Origin of the sequence: Paenibacillus sp. cl123, assembly GCF_900101595.1 — a bacterium.
Lineage (GTDB): Bacteria > Bacillota > Bacilli > Paenibacillales > NBRC-103111 > Paenibacillus_G.
On sequence record NZ_FMYY01000015.1, the window covers coordinates 26,901 to 51,914 of the forward strand.

The window sequence follows — 25,014 nt, forward strand, 5'->3', positions numbered from 1 at the left end:
CCGGACCGTGCCGTCTTCCACGAAGGAGGAGAAGGAGTGCAGCCGACGCAGAAGCTTTGGTGGCAGAAGCCGCTGCGGATCATTCAGCCTAATCTGCAGGTCCGGGATACGGACCGGATTCAGCCCCGCAGGTTGGCCGCCCAGATGAAGGACATGGGCGCGAACGCGATTGTGTTTAATGTAGGAGGCATCTATGCCTGGTATCCGTCCAAGGTGCCGTTTCATACGGTCAACGGGCATCTGCCGCCTCATACGGATCTGCTGGATAATGTAATCAAGGCTTGTCATGAAGAGGGAATCCGCTTTATCGCCCGGTTTGACTTCAGCAAGGCGGAGGATTCGGTTTATCTGCGCCGTCCGGAGTGGTTCGTCCGCAAGGAGGGAGGGGAGCCCGAGATTGTCGGTGCGGGTCGGCCCGGACCCTGGCCACTGCTGATGAATACGTGCATCAACAGCGGTTACCGGAATGACGGCGTGGCGGCGCCTGTGCTGCGCGAGGTGTTGAGCCGTTACGAGATTGACGGCGTTTTCTTCAACGCGCCCGGGTATATGTTCTGCCGCTGCGCGCGGTGCGGCCGCAAGTACAGGGAGCTGTACGGCAAGGAGCTTCCGCCCTACAGCGCAGAGCTGGAGCCGGGTTTCGCCTCCCGGTGCATGCGCGATAATATGGAGCTGCTGCATGGGCTGATCAAGCAAACCCGTCCCGAAGTGGCGATGATTCTGTACTATAATTTGTACCGGGACAACTTGTACGAGCGGGCGGAGACTACGGATCTGCTGTGCACGGAGCCGCAGGATATCCTGTCGCTCGGCCAGGCCCATATCCCGGAATTCTGGAAGCCGGCGCTCAGCATCAAGCTGGGACGTTCGCTGCCGGAGCGTCCCGCCCCTTTCGGCATTGTCCACTCTTGTCCGGGCATGGACTGGCGGCATACGGGTCTGCCGGTGGCCGAATACCGGTTCTGGCTGGCGCAGATTCCAGCCGGCGGCGGTCAGATCTGGCATTCGCTGACCGGCGTGCCGGATACAATAACCGATAAGCGAATCTTGAGCACTGTGGCGGAGCTGAACGCGCATGTCGCCCGGGTCGAATCGCATATGGACGGGGCCGAGCCGCTGGCCCAGGTCGCCTTGCTGTGGAATGCCGACCGTTCGGCGGAGGGCTGGGCGGATGCGCTGATCAACAAGCAAGTCCCCTTCGACGTGCTGCTGACCGAGCAGGCGGTGCCCGAGCGGCTGGTCCGATACAGGGCGCTGCTTATCCCGGAAGGCTTCGTTTATCCGGAAGGCTTCGTTCGGACGCTGGAGGACTACGTCAATCAGGGCGGCTATGTGATCACGGAGGGCTTGCTGCCTGAAGGAACGGAGGGGCTGCCGGAGCTGCTTGGAATCAGCGGCGATATTTGCGTCAGTGAGCCGCTGACGGCGTCTTACCTGAGATTTGAAGGAAAACACAATCCGCTGCAGGCCGGTCTGGAAGAGACGGAGCTGATCGCCCACCGGGGCCGGGTCGTGTATTGCCGTCCGGAAAGCGCCTCCTGCCGCGTACTGGCCACGCTTGTCCCGCCCTTCTCTCCGCTGGAGAGTGTAGGAGCTCCGCCGGAGCGCGCGTCTCTGCCGGTCAGCCATACCGATCTGCCGCTCGCGCTGCTGAACCGTACGGGCACGGGAGGAGTGCTTTACTTTCCGTTCTCGGTCAGCCATCTGATTAACGAATATAAGCTCGAGGAGCATTACAAGCTGGTGGAGAACGGCATCCATCTGGCGCTTGGCGAGGAGCGTCTTCTTCGTATCACGTCTTATCAGGGGCTTCAGGTCACCCTGTTCCGCAAGGACGGCGATCTGCTGCTGCATCTGGTTAATGGAGCCGGGCGCCGCCCTCTTCGGACGACGCTCCCGCTGCATGACCTGGAGGTTGAGCTTCTCGTGGAGCATCCGTCCGGGACTTACCGGGTGCAGCCTTTGATCGAAGGGCAGGAGCTGGCAAGCCGGATAGAAGAAGGTAGGCTGCGCTTCACAGTCCCAAGGCTTGACGTCTGGGAATGCATCCGCATTTCGCTCGACACCTGACATCAGCTATAATGAGGGAAAGCTTTCCGGCAAAGGGGTGAGCCTAATGAAGTCAACGCTTCTTGCGGTCCAAGCTTTGTTCCGTTGGCTGCTGCCAACCCATAATTATTTGAAACGTCTGATTTGGTTAGGATGCATCTCGGTAGCCATCCCCATCGTACTGGCGGGAAGCGCTTATTATCATTTTTCGATGAAGAAGCTGACCGTGCAGTTTCAGGAGGATAACAGGGCCTCGCTCAGACAGCTGAAGGATCGGGTAGAAAGCGCATTGACGGGCATCGAGCATGAGTCGCTGCAGCTTGCCAGCCATCCGCTTCTTAAGGGCTCGCTCGGCCGGCCGGACTATGGCTCCGACATCATAAGCCAGGTGGAGCTGCTCGACTTTTTCCAGCTGCACAAAAATACGAACAGTCTCATTCAGGAAATTATTTTTTATGATGACCGCTCGGCCACGGCGCTTTCCAGCTATTACGGACTAGCCCGACTGGACGATTTTCCGCAAGCGGAGGATATCCGGGGTCTGCTGAGCGGCCAGGAGCCGGCCGGCTGGCTGTATCTGCCTGAATCCGGTAGCCATGGCTATATCTCGTATATACGCCGTTTGCCGATAATGGACAGAGGCAATCCGCAAGGCCTGCTTATTATTCAAGTGCCGGAGGAGGCGCTTCGGGAGCTGCTGAGAAGCTATTCGATCAGCTTGATGAATCAGCAGGTGAAGGTCGTGGATTCCCACAACCGGATTATATTGGACACCTCGGGGAGAGAAGAGCTGGGACGCGACGCCGCCGAAGACCCGGACTTGAACCGGGCGCTGGTCGGCGAACAGCGGACCGGGCAGTACGTGCTGGAGCGGGAAGAAGGCCGCGAGCTGATCGCGTACGACAAGAACGCTTACGGGCGGACTTATGTGTCGCTGCTGCCGGAGCGGGAGATGATTGAGCAGCTCGGCTGGATCCGGGCCTTGATCGTGTTCTCCGTGTCGATATTTTTGCTGATCGGCATGCTGCTCACCTTCTTCTCCTCCAAGCTTGCCTATAATCCGATCCAGAAGCTGCTGCAATACGGTGAGCATCTGCGCCGAAGCGGGCCGGATGAGCGGCCGAAGGGCAACGAAATCGAATATATCCGTTCCTGCCTCAGCTATCTGAACGAGCAGGCGGAGTCGCTGGATCAGTATGTGAAAAATGTACAGCCCGATCTGCGGGAACGGTTTCTGCAAAAGCAGCTTCAAGGCGGGGGGTCGAAAAACCGGAAGGAGCTGGAGCAGGCCTGCCGGAAATTTCATATCGAGGCGGACGGCCAGTTCGTCGTGCTGATTACGAAGGTGGAGAATCTGCTGAAGGAGAAGCGGTTCCTCCCTCACGAGGGGGCCGTGATCGTATTCGCAGTCAAAAATGTCATGTCGGAGCTGCTGGCCCGCTTTCCCGACATGACCGGCTACGTCGTGGACAAGGATGAGCGGGAGGCGGTAGCGGTGATTCGTTTCGGAGAGGAAACGTCCGCCTCTGCCATCCGGCATATGCTGCTAGCTTACAGCGAGCAGGTGCGCGACGCATTGGCGGACTACTTGTCGTTCACCGTGTCGACGGGGATCGGCCGGCCTGCCGGGCTGGAGGAGCTGAACGCTTCCTACAAGGCGGCCCGTCATGCGCTGCAGTTCCGGCTGCTTCACGATGCGGATACGATCTTATTCTACGAGGATATGATCGGAATCGAACGTCATCCGATGTTCATCTACCCGAGGGAAATCGAAGAAAGCATCCTGGAGCTGCTCTGGACCGGAGACCTGGAACCCGCCGAGCTGGCGCTTCAGCAGTTTGCCCAGCGGATGCGTGCGGCAGAGTCGTACAATATTGTGTTCCAATGCTATCAGGTGCTGCTGTCCTCGATCATTCAGCATTTGGAGGAGAAGGGGCCTGGCGTACTGGAGCTGCTAGGAGACAACCTGTTCGACCAGCTAAAGGGCAATCATTCGTCTCAGGAGATGCATGACTGGTTCATCGAGGTGCTGTTCCCGCTGTATCAGCAGATTAGTCACGAGCTCCGTACGAAATCAACCCGGCTTCTGATCCAGCGCGTACGCAGCCATATTGCCAATCATCCGGACGGAACGCATTCGCTGTCCGAATGCGCGGAGCTAGTAGGGGTAAGCCCTTCTTACCTGAGCCGCTTGTTTAAAAAGGAAACGGGTGTCTCGTTCATCGAATATGTGATGGAGCACAAGGTGGAGAAGGCGAAGCAGCTGCTTCGCGAGACCGACCGCAGCGTGGTGGAGATCGCCGAAATCGTCGGCTATTCCGAGCGCAATCTGAACAGGGCGTTTCAGCGTTTCGTGCAGATGTCTCCGAAGCAGTATAGGCTGTCCAAACGGTAAGACCTTTCGGGTTGAGCAGCCTGGCGTTCATCTTTAATCGGAGTCCGCAGGCTGCTATGGATGCCCGGGCGGCGGATTCGGGCGGAATGCTACCGGCTAACAGCATCCCTTGGTTAAGCGAGGCTTCGCCGACGAAAGTACAACATGGATATAAGCATGAGTGTTATATAGTTATGTGCAGAGCGCAATTATAAAGGAGGACTTGGTTATGGCTTTGCAGCCTGGAAGCGCAGTCGGATTTATCGGAATTGGAGTTATGGGCAAAAGCATGGCCGGGAATCTATTGGAGGCCGGATATAAGCTGCATGTATACACTCGGACGCCGGAAAAAGCGGAGGAGCTTGTCAGCCGGGGAGCGGTCTGGCATGATTCTCCCGCGGCGCTGGCGGAAGTTTGCGATGCCGTCCTCACGATGGTGGGTTATCCGAAGGATGTGGAGGAGATCTACCTCGGCGAGCGTGGACTGATCGCTCATGCGAAGCAAGGCGCCTATCTGATCGACATGACGACCTCAAGTCCTCTGCTGGCCGGTCGGATTTATGAAGCGGCGGCCGAGCGCGGACTGCATGCGCTCGACGCTCCGGTGTCGGGAGGAGACGTGGGCGCAAGAGAGCGGAGGCTGTCCATCATGGTCGGAGGCGGCGAGGAGGCCTTCGCAGCGGTTCGGCCTTTGCTGGAGACGATGGGGACTAATATCGTGCTGCAGGGAGAAGCCGGAGCCGGCCAGCATACGAAAATGTGCAATCAGATCGCGATCGCGTCGAATATGCTGGGCGTCTGCGAAGCGTTGGCTTATGCACAGGCTTCCGGCCTGGAGCCGCAGAAGGTGCTGAAAAGCATCGAGACAGGCGCCGCAGGCAGCTGGTCGTTAAGCAATCTGGCGCCTCGGATTATCGACGGCAATTATGAGCCGGGCTTCTATATCAAGCATTTTATCAAGGATATGGGCATCGCGCTGGAAGCGGCCAAGGAGATGAAGCTGGAGCTGCCCGGGCTGGCTCTGGCTGAATCGATCTATCGTCGGCTTGCCGATCAGGGCTATGCGGAGAAAGGCACCCAGGCGCTGTATAAAGCTTACCGGGAGTAAGGTTACCGCGAGGTTCGACAAAATTCGTTCCATGTGGAACAATTTTCTCGCAGGGCCCCCGATAATTCGACAGCCGCAAACGACGTTCTTCATCCTTTCGGTAGCCGCTGGAGATTATGCGGCATTCGAAAGCAGGTAATCGCAGAATCGGGGCAGCGCTCCGAGGACGAAAAACATGCATGGGCGAGTCAGGTGCCGACTCGCCTGTGCATGTTTTTTTGCGCGCTTCTTGAGCAATGAGCGATATCCCCTTCCGTGACGGCTTGGCTATCTCGCCGCCTTCAGCAGACGAAGCAGCTGCCCGGCCGTCGTCCGCAGACGCTCCCGGGTATACTCGGGGTTCATCGCCTGGTCCAGCGGCAGCGGGCCGCCGACGATGGGGAAATAGGCCGTGATGCCATGCTCGTTCAAGGCTTCGGCTGCGGGATCTACGGCACCGGCCAAAGCTACGACGGGTACCCCCAGCTTGGCGGCAAGCCGTGCCACTCCGAAGGGAACCTTGCCCCGGACGGTCTGTCCGTCCAGCCTGCCTTCTCCCGTGATCACGAGCTGCGCCCCCTCCAGGCGGGCCGGCAAGCCGATCATCTCCAGCATCAGGCCGATGCCGGATTCCAGCGTGCCGCCGAGGCAGCCGACGAAGGCTGCGCCCAAGCCTCCGGCGGCTCCGGCTCCCGGTACGTCGGCGATGTCTGCTCCGGACCAGATGCGGACAGCATCGGCCCATTGTCTGAGACCCTGGTCCAGCAGCTGTATGTCGGCTGGGCCGGCGCCCTTCTGCGAAGCGAATATATGCGCGGCGCCTTCCGGTCCATACAGCGGGTTGTCCACGTCACAGGCGACACGGAAGCGGCAGTCCTGCAGCTCAGGCAGAGCCCCGGACGAATCCACGGAGCAAATATCGAGCAGGGCCGCTCCCCCGCGTCCGATCTCCGTCCCGCAGGCATCGAGAAAACGGTACCCGAGCGCTTGCAGCATACCGACGCCCGCATCGTTGGTGGCGCTGCCGCCCAGGCCGATAATAAACTCTCTGACGCCTTGGCGGACGGCGGTCCGTATCATCTCGCCGACGCCGAAGGTCGTCGTGCGCAGCGGATTGCGCTCGGCCTCCGGCACCAGAGTAAGCCCGCAGGCGGCCGCCGTCTCGATGACGGCGGTGCGCCCATCGTCCAGCACGCCGTATGCGGCGGTCACGGTTTGTCCGATCGGGCCGGTGACGTCCAGTTGTACAAGCCGTCCCCCGCTTGCGGCTACAAGCGCCTCTACCGTCCCCTCGCCGCCGTCAGCTACCGGCAGGGACACGATGTCGGCCTCCGGATATACGCCGCGGACGCCCTCTGCAATGGCGGCGCTAGCCTCCTGAGAGGTCACGCTGCCCTTGAACGAATCGATTGCAATGACAACCTTCATCTTCCTGTCCTCCTGTCCTGATCTAATTAAGCTACTTCGAATTATACAATCCGGACAAGGAACCAGGCTATGTTCGGAAGGCTGAAAGGGAGGGAGCGATTTTGGCAGACATACCAAAACGGCGGACAATGGGCAAGCTGAGGCTGGATCGGGAGCGATCCGGCCTGCTTTGCTGCCGGGTTGGACGGCCCGGCAGGCCGAAGCCGCGGAAACGGAAGCCAATCGGCCGGATTCAGCCTGCCCCGGGCTCTTGGTCAGGCGAAGTTTTATCCAGCAGCAGACCGACGTACAGCTCAATGGACTGGCGGTATTCGCGCGGGTCCAGACCGGTTTTGGCCGTAATTTTGTCGAGCCTGTATTGCAAAGTATTTTTATGCAGGAAGAGCGCCTTGGCCGTTTCCTTCAAGGATAAGTTATGACGATAATAAGATCGCAGCATCGTACGGTCCTCCTCCGTCAAGGCGCCAAGCCGAAGCTCGGTGAAGTCGCGCTTCACCGAATCGGGGAGCTGGTGAAGCAGCATGTCCAGACGCATGCTGCCATAAGCCTGGCAAGTCAAGCCGCGGGCGGCCGCATAGCTGAGAGCGGTATGAGCGTGGCGGTAGGATAGCTGTGCCTCGCGCCAGCTGCGGCAATCGCCGATGCCTGCCCGCACCGCGGAGCCCTCCCGGCCGAGGTCCTCCAGCAGCCGGACGACGGCCGGATAGCGGCTTTGCCCGGCGATCACGGCGTACCGGTTCGGAAACAGATAAGCGTAAAGCCTCGATTCCGAGCTTCGAAGCAGCTCGGGCAGCGGCGGGTCAAAGGCACCGCTGCTTCCTGACCATCCCGTGCATTCCAGCAAGATTACGAACAAGGGTTCATGCAAAGAAACCTCCAACTGCTCAAGAGCCGGCTGCAGGGAGGAAAATTCCAGCCCTGGAGCCTCTCCGAACAGAAGCAGCCGGGCAGCGGCCGAGCGGATTTCATCCAGCGACTGCCTGGCATGCGTCTGCAGCTGCTCGCGAATCAGCACCTCCGTAATCTTGGTCAGCAGAAATCCCGAGGAGCGGCAGACCTCCGGATCACCCGAGATGCCTATCGCTCCAAAGCGGTACCCGTCCACGACGATCGGATAATTAATGCCTTGCCGCGAGCCCTGCCAAGGCTCCGTATCCCGGACTTCAACCGGATGCTCCTGACCGGAGGCATAACGCCCCGCCTGATGGAAGGTCCCGATGCGCTCCGAAGCTGTGCTGGCGATGATGACTCCGTCCGAGTCTATCAAGTTGATATCGTAGCCGATGACTTCCTTGGCCGAATCGACGATCGTCTGCGCGAGCTCGGCGCTAATGCGGTAATGATGCATGGCGGCGTATGTCCTCCTTGGCCCAGGCGGCGGCAGCCCCGGCTGGGGCGGAGCTGCCGCTTGGGCTTTTTCTTGCGCGCTTGCGGTAAGCGGCCGGCGTGCAGCCGAAGTGCTGCTTGAACATGACATTGAAATAGCTGAGGCTGTTGAAGCCGGTGTTCAGGGCGATCTCCATCACCTTCTTGTCAGAGCGCTGAAGCAGCAGAGAGGCCTGCCTTACCCGGTACAGGTTCATGTATTTCACCGGTGTCATGGAAGTCATTCTCCTGAAAAACCGGCAGAAATAGGACTCGTTCATCGCGGCCGCTTCGGCCAGTGACTTGAGCGTGATAGGCTCGGAATAATGCTGTTCGATATAAATAATCGCCGCCTTCAACCGCTCGTCGCTGCCGCCTCCGGAGGGGCCTTCGTCTTCGGCGGCGTCCTTCATGCCGATTAGGCCGGACACCGCCAGACATAGCAATCCCTTGACGGTCAACTCCAGCGCGGGCTCCCGGGAGCTGCCCGCCTGAAACAGCCTCCTCAGCATCGCCAGCAGCTCGCGTTCCGGCTCCGACTGCAGCGTAATATGAACCGGAACTCGGTAGGCCTTGCGGATGAGAGGGAGCAAGTATTGCTCATGAATGACATCAAGCGGACCGCTGCCCAGCAGACTGGCATGGAAGACGACAGCCAGAAACGAGCATGGATTCCCGCCAGCCACCTGACCGGAATGAAGCTCGCCCGCATTCACAAAGACGGCTTCCCCCGTCTTCAGGAAATAGTCGCGTGCGCCGATCCGCAGCTTGGCTTCGCCTTCCGTGATCATCAGAAACTCCAGTTCTTCATGCCAATGCAGATCGAGCAGCCGCTCCTCGGGCGGACAACGGACCGCATATACGCTGGCCGGATAATTGGGATCGCCATGGATGCGATTTTCTTTTAATGCCCAATCCTTGTTCACGAAATCGCTCCTTTCAGCGATTATATACGTGTTATAAGCAAAAAGGTCAATATTATATAAATATTGGTCAATATTCCGTTGGAACACGATTAAAAAAGTCAATATCATTATAATCAAATCGAAGGAGGGATCGCAATTGAAGTTTACGGACGGGTATTGGGGAATTCGCGAAGGAGTAGACGTGCAGTATCCGACAGCTGTGAGAGATGTGCAGACAGATGGGGAACGAGTAACCGTTTATGCCGCAACGCGGATGGTTGAGCGCAAAGGTCACACCCTGAACGGCGCTCTGCTGACGGCAGAGCTAAGCTCGCCGATGCCGGACGTGATCCGTGTCCGCTGGACGCATCATGCGGGGAAGCTTCGCAGGGGACCGGCATTTGCGATCAACGAAGAGGCTTCGGCTGTCACTGTAGACGCGTCCGGGGAAGAGCGGATCGTCATGCAAGCCGGAAGGCTGCAGGCAGTCATCCGCCGCTCGCCCTCATGGGGACTGGAATTTTTCTATAACGGCAGACGGCTGACAGGGACGGCGAATAAAGGAGCCGCATACGTCCGAGCTGCGGACGGCAGCCCTTATTTTCGGGAAATGCTCGATCTAGGCATCGGCGAGCAAATCTACGGCTTGGGGGAGCGATTTACTCCCTTCGTCAAAAACGGCCAGACGGTCGACATCTGGAACGAGGATGGAGGAACGAGCAGCGAGCAGGCTTATAAAAATGTGCCCTTCTATTTGTCCAGCGCCGGCTATGGCGTATTCGTGAACCATCCCGGGCGGGTATCCTATGAAATCGCCTCCGAGGTTGTTTCCAAGGTCGGGTTCAGCGTGCCGGGCGAGACACTGGAGTATATGATAGTCGGCGGAGAGACGCTGAAGGATGTATTGAACAACTATACGAAACTGACCGGCCGCCCTGCCCTGCCCCCCGCTTGGTCGTTCGGCTTGTGGCTGACGACCTCCTTCACGACCGATTACGATGAGGCGACGGTGACCGGCTTCATCGAAGGGATGGCGGAGCGCCGCATCCCGCTGCATGTATTCCACTTCGACTGCTTCTGGATGAAGGAATACCAGTGGTGCGACTTCGAATGGGATGCCGACATGTTTCCGGACCCGGAGGGGATGCTGCGCCGGCTAAAGGAACGGGGCTTGCGGATATGCGTCTGGATTAACTCGTATATCGCCCAGAAGTCGCCGTTGTTCGAAGAGGGAGCGAGAAATGGATATTTGGTCCGAACGAAGGAGGGCGACGTCTGGCAATGGGACCGCTGGCAGGCGGGAATGGGCCTGGTCGACTTTACGAACCCGGAAGCGGTCAAGTGGTACCAGAGCAAGCTGAAGCGTCTGCTGGAGATGGGCGTCGACTGCTTCAAGACGGACTTCGGCGAACGGATTCCGACCGATGTGGTCTACTATGACGGCTCCGACCCCATAAACATGCACAATTACTATACTCATCTCTATAACAAGGCTGTATTCGAGGTGCTGGAGGAGCATCGCGGCAAGCATGAGGCGATGCTGTTCGCCCGGTCCGCTACGGCGGGAGGCCAGCAGTATCCCGTGCACTGGGGCGGCGACTGCTCGGCCACTTATGATTCGATGGCCGAGACGCTGCGCGGAGGACTGTCGCTGGGGCTGTCGGGCTTCGGCTTCTGGAGCCACGACATCAGCGGGTTCGAGCGGACGGCGCCGCCGGATATTTACAAGCGCTGGGTCGCATTCGGCATGCTGTCCTCGCACAGCCGGCTGCACGGCAACGAATCGTACCGGGTGCCATGGCTGTTTGATGAGGAAGCGGTGGATGTCCTGCGCCTTTTCACGGAGCTGAAATGCCGGCTAATGCCGTATTTGTTCGGTTATGCCGTGGAAGCGACGCAGAAGGGACTGCCGGTGATGCGCGCGATGGTGCTGGAGTTTCCCCAGGATATGACCTGCCATTATCTGGACCGTCAGTATATGCTCGGAGAGAGGCTGCTCGTCGCGCCGATCTTCAATACGGAGGGCAGTGTTGCCTATTATGTGCCTGAGGGCCGGTGGACGAATCTGCTGACCGGTGAAACGGTGACGGGCGGCCGATGGCACCGCGAGCGACATGGCTATATGACGCTGCCGCTGCTTGTCCGGCCGAACTCGCTGATCGCGCTGGGCGCGAACCGGGAACGCCCCGACTACGACTACGTCAGCGGAACGGAGCTGCATCTGTTCGAGCTGGAGAGCGGGGCGACGGCTGCCGCTGCGCTGCACGACCTGTCGGGGGAACGTCAGCTGGACGTGGAGATTTCGCGCGCGGGAGACATGCTGGATATCGTCGCGACGGGAGGCGCCGGCAAGCCGTGGCAGATCGTGCTGCGCGGCCTGAAGAGCGTTGATTCCGTTGAAGGCGGAGAAGCCGAAGGTGTACCTGAAGGCATCCGGATCACACCGAATGCGCCCGCTATAAGGGTGAAGATCGGGCAAGAATCAAGCGCCGAATGAAGGGACAGGAAGTCAGCCGCCGGTTTTGCTTTTTGCAAGGAAAGGGATAAAATGGATGAAGGGCTTCGTTTTAATCCTAATCCTAAATTAAGCGGAGGTTATGGTCATATGCCAATGGAACGGAGCAAGGAGCTTCCTGTCTACGTGGGCACCTATCAGGAGAAGGGGGCGAATTCCATATTCAGGTTGCAGCTGAATACGGAGACGGGCGCGCTGGAGCGGATATCCGCGAATGCGCAGACTGACAATCCGTCCTTTCTGATCCGCAATGAGGCGGGGGATCGCCTTTACGGGGTAGTCGAGCATGTGGACGAGTCCGGGGTGCTGGGAGGTTCGGTGACGGCATTTGCCGTGGATCGGGACTCGGGCGAGCTGAGCCTGCTGGGCACACGGACTGCTCATGGAGGCGCTACTTGCCATCTGGCGCTAGCCGGCGGCGGAAGGGCATTGATCGCGGCCAATTATATGAACGGCAGCGTAGCCGTTTTCCCGGTGCTGGAGGACGGCAGCCTGGGGGAGGCCAGCGATGTTCAGCAGCATGAAGGCAGCAGCATGACGGACAGGCAGCAAGGACCGCACGCGCATTGCGTCGCCTTGAAGGGAGATTTTGTATATGTGACCGATCTCGGAACGGATGAGATCGTGCGCTACCGCTTCGACGCTTCCGGCCCGCGGCTGAAGAGGCTGGGGGCTGTGAAGGTGGCAGCCGGTCAAGGTCCGAGACACTTGACGTTTCACGAGACGGAGCCGTTCGCTTACTTGATCAATGAGCTGGGCAATACGATCATCGCCTACCGCTATGAGGCCGAGGCCGGAGAGCTGACGGCCATCGAGACCGTTCCGACGCTGCCGAAAGATTACGCGGGCACGAGCTACTGCGCGGATATCCATATTCATCCGTCGGGGAAGGTGCTGTACGGCTCCAATCGCGGGCATAACAGCATCGTCGTATTCGCAATCGACCGGGCTACCGGCAGGCTGACGCTGCTGCAGCACGAGCCGACGCAAGGAGACTTTCCCCGCAACTTCGGTCTGACGCCGGACGGAGCATATTTGGTGGCGGCCAATCAAAACTCGGATTCTCTTGTTACCTATAAGGTCGATCCCGAACAAGGAACGCTTACCCCGACAGGCTTTTCCCTGACGATTCCGCGTCCGGCATGCGTGTTATTTTCCAAATAACGCGTGCAGCCATGCAAGGCTAAAGGAGTCTAAAATCTCTTTTTTCGGTCAACAATGAGGAGGTAATCATATCGAATTCCGGGAGAGTGAGAGTATGCTGCCTTTTCATCTGCGCATGGCCGAAATTTGGACGCATCACCAAAACAGGGAGCTGACGGTAGAGGAGCAAAATGAACTGTCCATTTGCCTGCAGGCGAATGCGAATTATGCAAGAAAGCTGGCTGAGCTGCACAATTATATCGACGCCGCTTCTATAACCGGAGACAAGGAGTGGCTCCAGGTGCTGACCCGTAAGCTTGTGCTGATCGAGCAGGAGTTCCGGCTTCAGCTGGCTCAGATGAAGAAAAGCAAGTTTGAGAAAGGCCAGATGTAGGCGGTAGGCGTCGGTGGATGCCTGGCTGACGAACGGCTGGCGGCAAGGAGCAGGGAACAAATAAGGCTCGAGTGTTGCCGGGCAAGGAGCAAGTAACGGACAAGCAGCAAGGTGCGAGTCGTGAGCAAGGAATAAGCGGGAAAAAGGCTGAGGCCGCGCGGAGGCGTGGCCTTTTTGGCGTAGCAGCAGATTAAAGTTATTTATTGAGCTTTTAAATTCGGATTGCATCTAAAACCTTTCAACAAGGAGATGATACGGGAAGCAGGGGAGCGGAGCTGTAACGGAAGTCCGGGACCGTAAGCGCACGAAATCGGTTGCATGTAAGTTGTAACGGAACCTGGAGTCCCTTGGAAAGCCAAGCGGTCCATTTTTCGCTCACTTTGCCTGTCTAAGACTCGCAGAGTTCCGTAAGAATGGCAAGGTTGTGAGAAAAGCGGTGCTAAAGGCTGCTGATTTCCGTTTAGCGTTCTGCGAACGCCCTCCACCTTCCGTCAGTGGGTAAGGATGCCGTTAGCTTAATGACGGCCGGAAATGGCCTGGCTATTAGGCAGAGCCCGAAAAGGGCTCATTTTGCACGCACACGGAAGGAGGCTGCAGCTCAGAAAAGAGAAAGCCGCCAGATGAAATAAGCTTGTTTTCACCCTATTCTCGCCCACTTTTCATATCCGGGTCTAAAAGACCGCGCCGCTCCATATAATCTAGCAAATGGAATCATTCATAGACTAGACGGAGGGATTTATTATGAAGCTGGGATGGCTGGCTCGGGATGGATGGACAAAACAAGGGTGGATGACGGCATTGCTCGCCCTCATAATCTGGCTGGGTGCGGCCGCGCAAGGGCTGGCTGCCGCCGACCTGTCTGCGCTTAGGCAGCCGGCGGCGGAAGGGTCAGAGGCCGGAGAGGTCTTCAGCCTGTTGTCCCAGGGAAATCGGCTGACCCCGGAGAAGCCGTACATGGCCCCGGAACAGCCGACCGTCTATTTGACCTTCGACGATGGGCCCAGCGGGTTGACCCCTCAAGTATTGAATTTGCTGCGTGAGGAAGGGATTCAGGCGACGTTTTTTGTTCTCGGTGAACATGTGGAGGCACGAGCGGACGTAGTCAAGCGCATCGTAGACGAAGGCCACGCTATCGGCAACCATTCGTATAATCATGTATATAAAGAAATTTACTCCGATTTCAACGGGTATTGGGAGCAGCTCCAGAAGACGGAGGCCGCCATTATGAAGCTGACGGGGGTTCGTACTCCTTTGGTACGCGCTCCGGGCGGGACGGCGGGGAATTACGATGAATTCTATCACTATTATATGCAGCAAGGCGGATATACGGTATTTGACTGGTCGATAGACAGCGGGGATGCGCGGAGGGCTGGGGTCAAGGCCGAAGAAATTGTCCGCATGGTGGAGAAAGGGCCGTTCCGGCACGAAGTGAACGTATTGCTGCATGATGGGGCCGGGCATGAGGAAACTTTGAAAGCGCTGCCGCAAATTATTCGCAGCTTTCAGGAACGCGGCTATCGGTTCGCCCCTTTATCAGCTGAAGTTAAGCCAGCGCAATTCGGGGTCACGGCCTGCAAATGGGCCCGTACAGCATCGCTGTTTTCCTTCCAAGAGCAGTTGGCGGCCGTAAGGCAGCATACGGCCGTATGGGCGGGAAGCGCCGGAACAGGTCCGTTCGTGTCGGAGGTTGCCGCGGCTGGGGAGCAGGCTCTTGCAGCAGAAGGAATGATGGAGGAGAGTCGCTGGGCGTATGGGGATGGAGAGGCGGCAGGAGCGGGAACGGGAGGAGAAGGAGAGGCGGGGGCGGGGACAGGAACAGTAACAGGGATAGGGACAGAAGCAGGCGCGGAGAATGAGGCAAGTGCTCAGGGGGGACCGGGTACAGGAGCCGGGACAGGTATAGAAAGATCCGGCATAAAGAAATCAGTTGCGGGCCTGCTGTTTTATGTGAATACGCGCTGGAGGACAGGCGTGCAGGTTATGGAACGAGCAGTCCAGGAGCCGAGCTCCTTAGTGCGGGCTGCCGGAACGGAGACGAAGCTGCAGCTCCAGGCCGACAAACCGGCTGCGGAGTTCGGGCTGTCATCCATTCGGCTGAAGGATGGCCGGTTCATCGTGCCGCTTCGAGAGTTGGCAGAGGCGATGAAAGCGGATGTGGCGTGGAACCCGGATGAGCGGACAGCGGTTGTCAAACTGGGGACCAGGGAGCTGGCCTATGATCTGGCCCGGTTGGAGCTGCGATCCGGTTGGGTTGGGGGAGCGGATTTGCAGTCGCAGGCCGCTCACTCACGGAAGGTTTCGCTGCCGGAGATGGAGCTGCGGGATGGGAAGCTGTATGTGCCGCTGCGCGCGGCGGTTGAGGGGCTGGGAGGACGGATTGCTGACTACGAAGCGGCTGGCGGCCATGGGCCGGCACGGGTACAGGCTGCTTTGCCTCCGGGACTGATGCCGGATATAAGAGATTTATTTCAGCAGGGCGGGGCAGGAGCTGAACATGACCGAAGCAAAGTCTAAAATCTCGCAAAGCGGGCGATACTAGCCATCATAGAATACAAGTCTATGAAGGCTGCTCGCCTTCTATCAGGAGGTTATTCGTATGGCTTCGTCCTCATCCCTAACCGATCCCCCTCAAGTCATTCTGGAAAAAATTGTATATCAAGCGGAGAAAGCAATCGTCGGCAAACGGGACGTCATCGAGAAGCTGCTCGTGGCACTGCTCGCAGGCGGTCATGTGCTGCTGGAGGATGTGCCCGGCGTCGGCAAAACGATGCTGGTCCGCGCTATCGCCCGCACGCTGGAATGCGATTTTAAACGAATTCAATGTACGCCGGATTTGCTTCCGTCCGACCTGACCGGCATCTCGATCTATAATCAACGGACGGGCGAGTTCGAGTTTCGCCCGGGTCCTTTGCTGGCGCCGATTGTACTCGCCGACGAGCTGAACCGGACATCTCCGCGCACGCAGGCCGCCTTGCTCGAGGCGATGGAGGAGAAGCGGGTAACGGTAGACGGCCATACGTATCCGCTGCCTGAGCCTTTCTTCCTGCTGGCTACGCAAAATCCGATTGATTTCGAAGGGACGTATCCGCTGCCTGAGGCCCAGTTGGACCGGTTTCTGCTGAAGCTTCGCATCGGCTACCCCGAGCCGCAGGACGAGGTGGAGATGCTGAGCCGGATGGAGGAGTCCTCCCCTCTGACCCAGATCCGTGCGGTGCTGCTGAGGGAGGAATTTACCCGCCTCCAGCAGGAAGCGCGAACGGTGCATGTCGACGATACGATCCGGCAGTATGTCGTGCAGCTCGTCACCGCAACCCGGCAGCATCCGGAGCTGTCGCTTGGAGCCAGTCCGCGCGCCTCACTTGCGCTGATGCGGGCCGCTCAGGCCGAGGCTTACCGATGCGGGCGGAGATATGTGATTCCCGACGATATCAAAGGGCTTTGCCTGCCGGTGCTGGCTCATCGGCTGATCCCGAGCTCTTCCGCATGTCTGAATGGAAGAGAGGCCGAAGCGGTGCTCGCTTCCATCCTGGCGGCGACCCCGGTTCCCGTACGCCGCCATGCGGCAGTTTAAAGAGGAGGGCCGCTATGTGGAGCTTGCTCGGACAAACGGGACTGCTGGCGCTCACCGCCTGGTGGGCCTTCACCTGGGGAGGCAGGACATCTTGGTTGATACTGGGCGTCATGCTGCTGATAATCGGCTACGAATGGTGGCTTTACGTCACGCTGCGCCCTGCTCTGCGAGCGGAACGGCAATGGCTGCCGTCCGGCCATTCCGATCAGGCAGGAGGCGCTGAGAACGGCTTGCTGACAGCGGGTCAGCCGTTCGCCTGCGCCTTCCGGCTGAAGCTCGGGCCGTTCCTGGCGCCAGGCGCCTGGGTGAGGCTGGAGGAAACATGGGTCCATGAGGGGACCGGGCAGCCCCTGTCCCTGTGCGCGTATGCGCCGGCAGGGCTGCGCACGGAAACAAGGCTGACGGTAACGGTGGATGGCTTGCCCCGGGGCAAATATATCCCCGAGCAGCGCCTTGTCACCGTCAGCGACGCATTCGGGCTGCTGCGCGTGCGGCGCCGCCAGCGGGCAGAGGGGCAGCTGCTGGTGCTGCCCCGCCTCGCTCCGGCTGCGGCATGGGCCGCAGCCGGGGAAGAGCCGGCCGGCCGCGCGCGGCGGCAGGCCCTGGAGCCCAGCGTGCCGCAGGTCGTCGGCACGCGGCCTTACGCGCCAGGGGACCCGCTCAGCCGGGTCCACTGGCGCAGCAGCGCTCGCACGGGCGAGCTGCGCGCGAAGGAGACGGAGCCGCCTGCCGGTACGCGGCGGCTCATCGTGCTTGACGCGGCCGGAGCCGGCAGCAGCGCGGGGGCCGCCCTGTGGGCGGACCCTGCGCTGACAGCGGCGGTGGAGGCCGCGGCTGGCGCAGCCGCAGGCGCCCTCGCCAGAGGCATGGCCGTGCGCCTGGCCGTAAGCGACGGCCGCGGCAGCGCCGCGCTGGTCCAAGGCCAAGGCAGGCAGCGGGAGCTGCTGGCGCTGCTGGCGGCCGTGCCGCAGGGCAGTCCGCGGCCGGGGGCTTGGGCCGAGACGGCGCTTCGCGAAGCGGCCAGGTCCGGCGCCGGGAGCGTACTGCTCGTCACAGCCCGGATCGATCCGCGGCTGACGGCTGCAGTCAAACGCATGCCCAAGGGAGCCGTTCAGCTGCTGTTTGTCCAAGGGCCGTGGTCGGCGGGCAACGAAGCGGCTGTCGGCAGATGGCTGAGAGAGCTGCTGGCTCTCGGCTGCCGCACCTCCACGATAACGGCCGATAAGCCTGAAGCGGCCGGAGCCGGTCGCATGCAAGGGGGTGAAGGCGTTGCCGGGACAGGAAAATAACAGGCAGCGGCTCAACGGGAGACCGGGACGTTTCGAGAATGGAGCCGAACGGGCCCGTGCAACCGGGGTGAGCGATATCTCTCTTGCCGGGAATCCGGCTTTGGCGCATCCGGCCGCTCCGGCGGTCTTGACAGCATCAGCATCGCCGACACCGTCGACATCGCCAATACCATCGACATCATTAGCACCACCGGCTGCATCGCAAGCATCGTCTGAACGGACAGCATCGACCAGACGGACGGGACAGATCACGCCTGAAGCGTTCGCTCCGCCGTTCGCTCCGCCAGCTTCAACCGACGACTCTGCTCCGTCTGCCCGCACGGCGATGGCGGAGCCTGGGGCGCGCCGTTCTCTCTCCTCCGGCAGGCTGCCTTCCGGCCGCTCAGGCTCTCAGTGGGCGGAGGATGCGCTGCTCAGCACGCTCCTGCTGCTGCTGGTCCTGGAGTGGCTGTACCCGCTGGGCAAGCTGGCCAGCATCACGGAGCTCTATGCGATTGGGCCGTTCGTCTGGACCTTCGCTTTGTTTGTGGGGATCGATACGTTTCGGCTGGGCTGGCAGCCGTCCTGGCTGCTCAAGGCGGGCTGGATGGTCGGCCAGACGGTATGGCTGCATCACGGCGGAGCATTCCCCGATCTGAACGGTTGGATGCTTTGGGGGCAGGAGCTGGCGATGGATGTACGGGAAGGCGCTCAGGGGAGACTTGCCGATTGGGAGCCATCTACGCGAACCCTGCTTTTTGTAGGCGGATGGGCTTTCTTCATCTCTGTCCTGCAGTCGCTGGTGCTGGAGCGCAAGCAAATGCACGCGCTTGTTCTGCTGACGCTGGCGCTGCCTATATGGCTACAGACGGCCTTCGGGATGGACGCGTTTGCGTCGGCCTGCCGAACGCTGATCTTCGGCCTGCTGCTCCAGTGGCTGCTTCAGCCGGGCTTCCTTCGCAGATGGCAGGACGACAGGCCGTCCCGGGCCTCGGCTTCGGCCGTCGGAAGCCGGGAAAGAGGGGCGGCAGTCCACTCTGCCGGCGTCCGGGCTCAAGGAGCCGGTCTGCTGCTTATAGCCGCAGCGCTGGGCATCGGATGGCTGGGCGCTTATTTGCAGCCCCAGCAGACGGCTGCGCCCGACTGGAAGCAATACGTCGAAGCCTGGGAACAACGCTTTATCGGCGGAAGCGCGTCCGGGAGCCGGCTGCAGAGCGGACAAGCCCGCACCGGGTATGGGGCCGATGATCGCTTTCTCGGAGCCCCCTTGGTCCCGGATCATCGGTTAGCCTTCACGGCGGTGACGGACAAGCCGACCTATTGGCGGGGGGAATCCAAATCCGCCTACACAGGCCGCGGCTGGGAGACCTACGACTCTTCGCTGCAGCCGGGCCGGTTCGAGGCTCCGCCGATCCAAGAATCGGCAAACGAAAGAGAGACAGTACGGCAGGCGATTACGCTGGCCGACCGGTCGCTGGACCGGCTGCTGTTCGCCGGCGGCGTCATCACTCGGGTGGATGAGCTGCGGACGACGCAAGGGGATACCATTCCTTCGGAATGGGTATGGAGGCAGGCCGAAACCGACCGTTACACCGTGCCTGCATTAACCGAGCCGCTGGCATCTTACCGGGTGGAGGCGAAAGTCGCCCCGGACCGGGCCGCATTGGCCGCGCTGCCTAGCGCCGAATATCCGGCGGATATCGCCGCACGCTTCCTGCAGCTGCCCGGCAGCCTGCCGGAGCGCGTACGCTCACTTGCCCGTGATCTTGTGGGCGATGCATCGACGCCTTATGCCAAAGCGGAGGCGATAGAAGCGTACTTGCGCGAGAGCTATACGTACAGCCTTGATCCAGGCGCTCCTCCGGCGGATGGCGAGGATTTGGTTGACCGCTTTTTGTTCGAGACGCGTAAGGGCTATTGCGATCACTTTTCTACGGCCATGACCGTGCTGCTGCGTGCATCCGGTGTTCCTGCCCGGTGGGTCAAGGGTTTCGCGCCAGGCGAAGTGACCGGGACAACAGCTGGTGACGCCGGCATACTGTATAACGTGCAGGTGCGCCAGAGCGATGCGCACTCCTGGGTGGAGGTGTACGTCCCTGCCGCAGGCTGGGTGCCGTTCGAGCCGACGCCTGGGTTTGGAGCAGCTGCGAAAGACGGCGCTCATCCGCTTCAACGGACGGAGGATGCGGCTGCCGCCGTCAGCGCTCCGGCCTCTTCCCTCTTGAGCGGCGAATGGATGCGAGCGGCGCAGCGCCGCCTCGCCGCCTTCAGCCGCTTGCTGTCGGAGCTGCCCGCTATGGCACAAGCATGGATGTCTGCCGCCGCCGGCCAATGGCCGGAAATATGGGCTAAGGCGACCGCCGCCGGATGGCGGTGGCTCCTCGCCGGAGGGATGTTGGCTTTGCCGGTTCTGCTGCGCTTGCTCGATCTGCGCCGGGCTGGGCTTCGCCGCCTGCGGACTGGGGGCAAGGGGCCTTCCCTGCCGCCTGCTCTGCCGCCTGCCGGGCTGCTGCCCAGTCTGCGCCGTCTGTCCGCCTACCGGCTCGGCCAGCGCTTATGGCGCAAGCTTCAGCGCGCTTACGGCAAGGCCGGACCGGCGCAGACGCTGCGTGAATATGCCGCCTCGCGCAGCTGCCGCAGCGTACGGCAGCGCGAAGCGCTGATGCATCTGACCCGGCTGCTGGAGGCACAGCGCTACGGGGATGGCTACGCGGCTGAGCCGGACGGAGTTACGCGCGAAGCGCTGCGCAAGGCGTGGACGCAGCTTAGACGAAGCCGGCGGTTCTGAGCAAGGCAAACTTACCGGGCGGAGTTTTGAGTACGCTTGCCGCAGTTCCCATAAGTAGAGAACGCGGGACCTGCCGGAGCTCCACATTTGGCGCCGGAGAAGCATCATTTCGGTCCCACGGCGCAGCCGTTTTCGCAGTAAGTCGGCGAGGACAGCAACCAAACTCAAAGACAAGCATTGCCCTTTACCCGGCATAGCCTTATAATAGGTGTCATTGAAAAAATGAACGCCTATAAAGCAGGAGGAACGTTAAATCCATGGACAAGCCGAATGAAATTATTGTGGTGCTCGATTTTGGCGGGCAGTACAACCAGTTGATCGCACGCCGTATCCGCGACTTGGGCGTATACAGCGAACTGCTGCCGTATAATACTCCAGCCGACAAAATCAAAGCGCTGCAGCCGCGAGGCATCGTCTTCTCGGGCGGTCCCGCCAGCGTGTACGGGGAAGCTTCGCCGCTGGTCGACCCGGCCGTGTACGATCTCGGGGTGCCGATCTTCGGCATTTGCTACGGAATGCAAATGATGGCTCACCAGTTGAACGGCAAGGTAGAAGGAGCCTCGAAGCGGGAGTACGGCAAGGCGGAAGTTGATTTTACCGATGCATGCGGACTGGTGCACGGTCTGGAGAAACGCCAAACCGTCTGGATGAGCCATAGCGATCTGGTCGTGCAGACGCCGGAGGGCTTTATTGTGGACGCCAGCACGGAGCATGCGCCGATCGCAGCGATGAGCCACCCGGAGAAACGGTTTTTCGCCGTGCAGTTCCATCCCGAGGTGCGCCATTCCGTATATGGCAATGATATGATCCGCAACTTCCTCTACCATGTATGCGGCTGCGAAGGCACATGGAGCATGACGACCTTCATCGAGGATACGGTAAACGAAATTCGCGAGAAGGTCGGCGATCAGAAGGTGCTGTGCGCGCTGTCCGGCGGCGTGGATTCCTCGGTCGTGGCGATGCTGGTTCACAAGGCGATCGGCGATCAGCTGACCTGCATGTTTATCGACCACGGCCTGCTGCGCAAAGATGAGGCTGAAGGCGTTATGGAGACATTCGTCGGCAAATTCGACATGAAGGTCGTCAAGATCGACGCTCGCGAGCGGTTCCTCGGCAAGCTGGCCGGAGTTGACGATCCGGAGCAGAAGCGCAAGATCATCGGCAACGAGTTCATCCGGGTATTCGAGGAGGAATCCTCCAAGTTCGACGACTTCGCCTTCCTGGCGCAAGGCACGTTGTACACGGATATCGTGGAAAGCGGCACGGCAACAGCGCAGACGATCAAATCTCACCACAACGTCGGCGGTCTGCCTGAGGATATGAAGTTCAAACTGGTCGAGCCGCTGTCGGCTCTGTTCAAGGACGAGGTGCGCAAGGTCGGCGAGGAGTGCGGCCTGCCGTCCGCCATCGTCTGGCGTCAGCCGTTCCCGGGTCCGGGTCTTGCGATCCGCGTGCTGGGAGAAGTAACGGAGGAGAAGCTGACGATCGTGCGCGAATCCGACGCGATCCTTCGCGACGAGATTGCCAAAGCGGGGCTTGACCGCGAGATCTGGCAGTACTTCACGGCGCTGCCGAACATGAAGAGCGTTGGGGTTATGGGCGACGCCCGTACGTACTCCTACACCGTCGGCATCCGCGCCGTGACCTCCATCGACGGCATGACCGCCGACTGGGCGCGTATTCCGTGGGACGTGCTGGAGAAAATCTCCGTGCGCATCGTGAATGAAGTAGACAACGTCAACCGGGTCGTGTACGACATTACGTCGAAGCCGCCGGCTACGATCGAGTGGGAATAAAGGCGAAGGGGAGAATGCTGTCCATGTATTGGAAGCCTATCTTGGCATAGGTCTCGGACATTGATAGCTGAGTCTCCAGCTAGCTATATTTGCCACAATAGTTTATAAAAAGAACTCTCTTTTATCTGCGTTGTTTAGCAGGTGGAAGGGAGTATTTTTATGGCCGAAAATCCAACAACTTGACGGGGGCAAAATAAAAATCAAGAAAGGATGTGCAGGAATTGGCATGCGCTCCACAGACGCTATTAGTTTCCGCTATCAGCGCGGTTGGAGAGCTGACTCAAAGGGGGGAAATGTTAATCAGGCATGAAACTAAAATAGGAAATAGATTCCCATGACTTTTCTCTTTTTAGCATTCCTATTTTTTATTTAATATGAGATTGTGAGCTGTTCAAAACGAACTTAAAAAGGGAGGAATCCACATACACTATTCTAAGCGGTACAATAAATCCAATCCAAAAGGAGATAGGACATGCTGCAATCCATCTTTGGCATATCCATGCTTTCTTTCTTTGTAGTAGCGCTTCTGTGTCCTATTCTCATTTGGGGATTACGGGTATTAAAACTTACCCAGCCAATCCGAACGGAATTGCCTCCCGACCATCATGCCAAACGCGGAACTCCATTAATGGCCGGACTTGTACTTCTAACAGGTATTTTAGTAATCGCTCTAAACAGACCGGATCCGCTAGCCTCTTTCCTTAACACAACTTTCATTTTATTTTGCCTCATAGGTTTTGGCGATGACTGGAAAAAAGCTTACTTCCAGGACCCTTCCGGCGTTTCAGGAAAAACAAAGCTCATCTTTCAATTTGCATTCACCGGATTGCTTCTTTGGTACCTGAACAGTGTGCATTCTCTTAGTCCAAGCATCACGATCTTTGGCGATAACTCTGTAGAGCTTCCTTTCGTACTCTACTTATTCTTGATGATGCTTTTTATTGTCGGTTCGGCCAATGCGATTAATTTTACCGACGGCTTAGACGGCTTGCTGATTTCCGTAGCGATTCCAACTTATCTTTTCTTCTTTATGATCTCTGACAAAATAGGTGTTCAAACCTTTTCATTAGTCATGATTGGCTGCTTGTTAGGCTTGTTTTTATATAATAGTTATCCTGCCCGAGCCTTTATGGGGGATACAGGGTCGCTCGCGATTGGCGGTTCTTTGGCCTTTATGGCGATCATTGAAAAGGTTGAACTCTTAGTTCCCATCCTGTTTTTTGTATATTTTGCCGAACAACTGTCGGTTATTTTACAGGTTTGGTACTACAAAAAAACCAAGCTTCGTATTTTTCGCATGACACCTATCCATTACCATTTCGGCTTGAAATACGGCTGGAGCGAAAACAAAATTGTTATGATATTCGGCTGCATTTCATGGATATGCGCTTTGATCTGTCTATGGATAGGGAGAAGCTGAAGGCGTGCAAGCGTATGGCTTCTGAAAAATGAAAAAGCTGCATGGCTGCGGGTACATAAGCGCCGTGCGCTCAGCCGTCCTGTCGTATAAAAACCTCCGCCTCACACCTCCAGCAATACGGAGACACGGGCGGAGGCAGAATGCGTCAAACGGTCTTCTCCTACTAATCAAACTTCAGCAGCACGCAAGCTTGTCGTCGGGCCTGCGTCCGGCTTCCTGATCCGAGCGAGGCAGGAGCAGTCCATCGGTGAGCAGCATGACATAGCGGAGAGAGGCGAGGTCGATGGACCCTGACTGCACATATTCGCGCATTTCCTCCATCCCGTTGGCCACGCTGTAACCTTACGGGGTATTGGCCATCCATCGGCAATACTCCTCTTTCTTAGTAGGAACGGAAAAATACGTTTCCGAGCATGCGGTAATTCGCGGTTACTCCTCGCATTTCCTCCATTGACTGCTTCTGCAGGGGCTTTTACAATGACATCTATCGAGACCTCCTCCACCCGCATCATTTCTATCAAATTCAGTGCAGCGAACCAGCGAATCCGATCCGTTTGTATGGCTGTATGTTCGATATAAGCATGTCTTCGGCCCGCAGATCGATGCCGAGATCGGCCATCTGCCGCTCAAAACGGGTGACGGTCTGCCTTCCTGCGAAAACGGTCCCGCCCTCATCCGATTATCGAGCTCTAGCCGAACGAAATCGGCAAAAAGTTTGAGAATGTTCGGGAAATCCATTGACAACCGCCGTGCCCGCTTTTAGAATGGAGGGAGTTAAAGCAAGGAATAACCGTTTCGTATAATTCCGGGAATTGGCCTGGAAGTCTCTACGAGATCACCGTAAATGATCTGGCTACGAACAAGAAAGCACGCTTCGCAGGAATTCCGGCGGAGCGCGGTTTCTCGTGAGC

16 protein-coding genes and 1 riboswitch are annotated in these 25,014 nt (G+C 58.8%); of the genes, 12 read left to right on the forward strand and 4 right to left on the reverse strand.

Annotated elements, in window-relative coordinates; genetic code table 11:
• The first annotated feature begins 36 nt into the window (after positions 1-36).
• The 3 genes from BLR08_RS20685 to BLR08_RS20695 all read left to right on the forward strand — a co-directional run bounded on the left by BLR08_RS20685 (position 37) and on the right by BLR08_RS20695 (position 5,531).
• Positions 37-2,070, forward strand: coding sequence for an alpha-amylase family protein (locus BLR08_RS20685; protein WP_072331282.1), 2,034 nt, complete (start codon positions 37-39; stop codon positions 2,068-2,070).
• A gap of 46 nt (positions 2,071-2,116) precedes the next feature.
• Positions 2,117-4,444, forward strand: a complete 2,328-nt coding sequence (locus BLR08_RS20690) for a helix-turn-helix domain-containing protein (RefSeq protein ID WP_072331280.1) — start codon at positions 2,117-2,119, stop codon at positions 4,442-4,444.
• A gap of 208 nt (positions 4,445-4,652) precedes the next feature.
• Positions 4,653-5,531 (forward strand): NAD(P)-dependent oxidoreductase, encoded by an 879-nt coding sequence (locus BLR08_RS20695; RefSeq protein ID WP_072331279.1) that lies wholly within the window; start codon positions 4,653-4,655, stop codon positions 5,529-5,531.
• Positions 5,532-5,798: 267 nt separating this feature from the next.
• Here BLR08_RS20695 and BLR08_RS20700 read toward each other — a convergent pair whose 3' ends face one another.
• From BLR08_RS20700 to BLR08_RS20710, 3 genes are all read right to left on the reverse strand, one after another.
• Positions 5,799-6,938, reverse strand: a complete 1,140-nt coding sequence (locus tag BLR08_RS20700) for a glycerate kinase family protein (RefSeq protein WP_072331277.1) — start codon at positions 6,936-6,938, stop codon at positions 5,799-5,801.
• Positions 6,939-7,170: 232 nt separating this feature from the next.
• Positions 7,171-8,286: a CdaR family transcriptional regulator gene (locus BLR08_RS20705; protein WP_072331275.1), complete on the reverse strand. Its 1,116-nt coding sequence runs from the start codon at positions 8,284-8,286 to the stop codon at positions 7,171-7,173.
• A complete protein-coding gene (locus tag BLR08_RS20710; protein ID WP_072331273.1) occupies positions 8,267-9,229 on the reverse strand; it encodes an AraC family transcriptional regulator in 963 nt (320 codons plus the stop codon). The genes BLR08_RS20705 and BLR08_RS20710 overlap by 20 nt, the downstream gene beginning before the upstream one ends.
• 136 nt (positions 9,230-9,365) lie before the next feature.
• On the opposite strand from BLR08_RS20710, the gene yicI reads away from it, so the two are divergent.
• From yicI to mraY, 9 genes are all read left to right on the forward strand, one after another.
• Positions 9,366-11,705 carry an alpha-xylosidase gene (gene yicI, locus BLR08_RS20715; protein ID WP_072331271.1) on the forward strand — a complete coding sequence of 780 codons (2,340 nt, stop codon included), beginning with the start codon at positions 9,366-9,368 and terminating at the stop codon, positions 11,703-11,705.
• 108 nt (positions 11,706-11,813) lie between these two features.
• Entirely contained in the window at positions 11,814-12,887 is a 1,074-nt protein-coding gene (locus BLR08_RS20720; protein ID WP_072331269.1) for a lactonase family protein, read from the forward strand.
• Positions 12,888-12,981: 94 nt separating this feature from the next.
• Positions 12,982-13,260 carry a DUF7667 family protein gene (locus BLR08_RS20725; protein WP_083537172.1) on the forward strand — a complete coding sequence of 93 codons (279 nt, stop codon included), beginning with the start codon at positions 12,982-12,984 and terminating at the stop codon, positions 13,258-13,260.
• A 741-nt stretch (positions 13,261-14,001) separates the two neighbouring features.
• On the forward strand, positions 14,002-15,774 hold the full coding sequence (locus tag BLR08_RS20730) for a polysaccharide deacetylase (RefSeq protein WP_072331267.1): 1,773 nt from the start codon (positions 14,002-14,004) through the stop codon (positions 15,772-15,774).
• Positions 15,775-15,856: 82 nt separating this feature from the next.
• Positions 15,857-16,831, forward strand: coding sequence for an AAA family ATPase (locus BLR08_RS20735; protein WP_072331265.1), 975 nt, complete (start codon positions 15,857-15,859; stop codon positions 16,829-16,831).
• 14 nt (positions 16,832-16,845) lie between these two features.
• A complete protein-coding gene (locus BLR08_RS20740; RefSeq protein WP_072331263.1) occupies positions 16,846-18,120 on the forward strand; it encodes a DUF58 domain-containing protein in 1,275 nt (424 codons plus the stop codon).
• Positions 18,101-20,887 (forward strand): DUF4129 domain-containing transglutaminase family protein, encoded by a 2,787-nt coding sequence (locus tag BLR08_RS20745; protein WP_143151547.1) that lies wholly within the window; start codon positions 18,101-18,103, stop codon positions 20,885-20,887. Before BLR08_RS20740 ends, BLR08_RS20745 begins: the two co-directional genes overlap by 20 nt.
• A gap of 257 nt (positions 20,888-21,144) precedes the next feature.
• Positions 21,145-22,683, forward strand: coding sequence for a glutamine-hydrolyzing GMP synthase (gene guaA, locus BLR08_RS20750; protein WP_072331259.1), 1,539 nt, complete (start codon positions 21,145-21,147; stop codon positions 22,681-22,683).
• Between the two features lie 472 nt (positions 22,684-23,155).
• Positions 23,156-24,103, forward strand: a complete 948-nt coding sequence (mraY, locus tag BLR08_RS20755; protein WP_072331257.1) for a phospho-N-acetylmuramoyl-pentapeptide-transferase — start codon at positions 23,156-23,158, stop codon at positions 24,101-24,103.
• A gap of 174 nt (positions 24,104-24,277) precedes the next feature.
• Here mraY and BLR08_RS31235 read toward each other — a convergent pair whose 3' ends face one another.
• Positions 24,278-24,415, reverse strand: coding sequence for a hypothetical protein (locus BLR08_RS31235; RefSeq protein ID WP_176835573.1), 138 nt, complete (start codon positions 24,413-24,415; stop codon positions 24,278-24,280).
• A gap of 463 nt (positions 24,416-24,878) precedes the next feature.
• Positions 24,879-24,979: riboswitch (purine riboswitch) on the forward strand.
• Positions 24,980-25,014 lie beyond the last annotated feature (35 nt).

Coding starts and splice junctions, on each gene's coding strand:
- BLR08_RS20690 (WP_072331280.1), top strand. CDS start 2,117: ATGAAGTCAACGCTTCTTGCGGTCCAAGCTTTGTTCCGTTGGCTGCTG.
- BLR08_RS20695 (WP_072331279.1), top strand. CDS start 4,653: ATGGCTTTGCAGCCTGGAAGCGCAGTCGGATTTATCGGAATTGGAGTT.
- BLR08_RS20700 (WP_072331277.1), bottom strand. CDS start 6,938: ATGAAGGTTGTCATTGCAATCGATTCGTTCAAGGGCAGCGTGACCTCT.
- BLR08_RS20705 (WP_072331275.1), bottom strand. CDS start 8,286: ATGCATCATTACCGCATTAGCGCCGAGCTCGCGCAGACGATCGTCGAT.
- BLR08_RS20720 (WP_072331269.1), top strand. CDS start 11,814: ATGCCAATGGAACGGAGCAAGGAGCTTCCTGTCTACGTGGGCACCTAT.
- BLR08_RS20725 (WP_083537172.1), top strand. CDS start 12,982: ATGCTGCCTTTTCATCTGCGCATGGCCGAAATTTGGACGCATCACCAA.
- BLR08_RS20730 (WP_072331267.1), top strand. CDS start 14,002: ATGAAGCTGGGATGGCTGGCTCGGGATGGATGGACAAAACAAGGGTGG.
- BLR08_RS20735 (WP_072331265.1), top strand. CDS start 15,857: ATGGCTTCGTCCTCATCCCTAACCGATCCCCCTCAAGTCATTCTGGAA.
- BLR08_RS20740 (WP_072331263.1), top strand. CDS start 16,846: ATGTGGAGCTTGCTCGGACAAACGGGACTGCTGGCGCTCACCGCCTGG.
- guaA (WP_072331259.1), top strand. CDS start 21,145: ATGGACAAGCCGAATGAAATTATTGTGGTGCTCGATTTTGGCGGGCAG.
- mraY (WP_072331257.1), top strand. CDS start 23,156: ATGCTGCAATCCATCTTTGGCATATCCATGCTTTCTTTCTTTGTAGTA.
- BLR08_RS31235 (WP_176835573.1), bottom strand. CDS start 24,415: ATGCGCGAATATGTGCAGTCAGGGTCCATCGACCTCGCCTCTCTCCGC.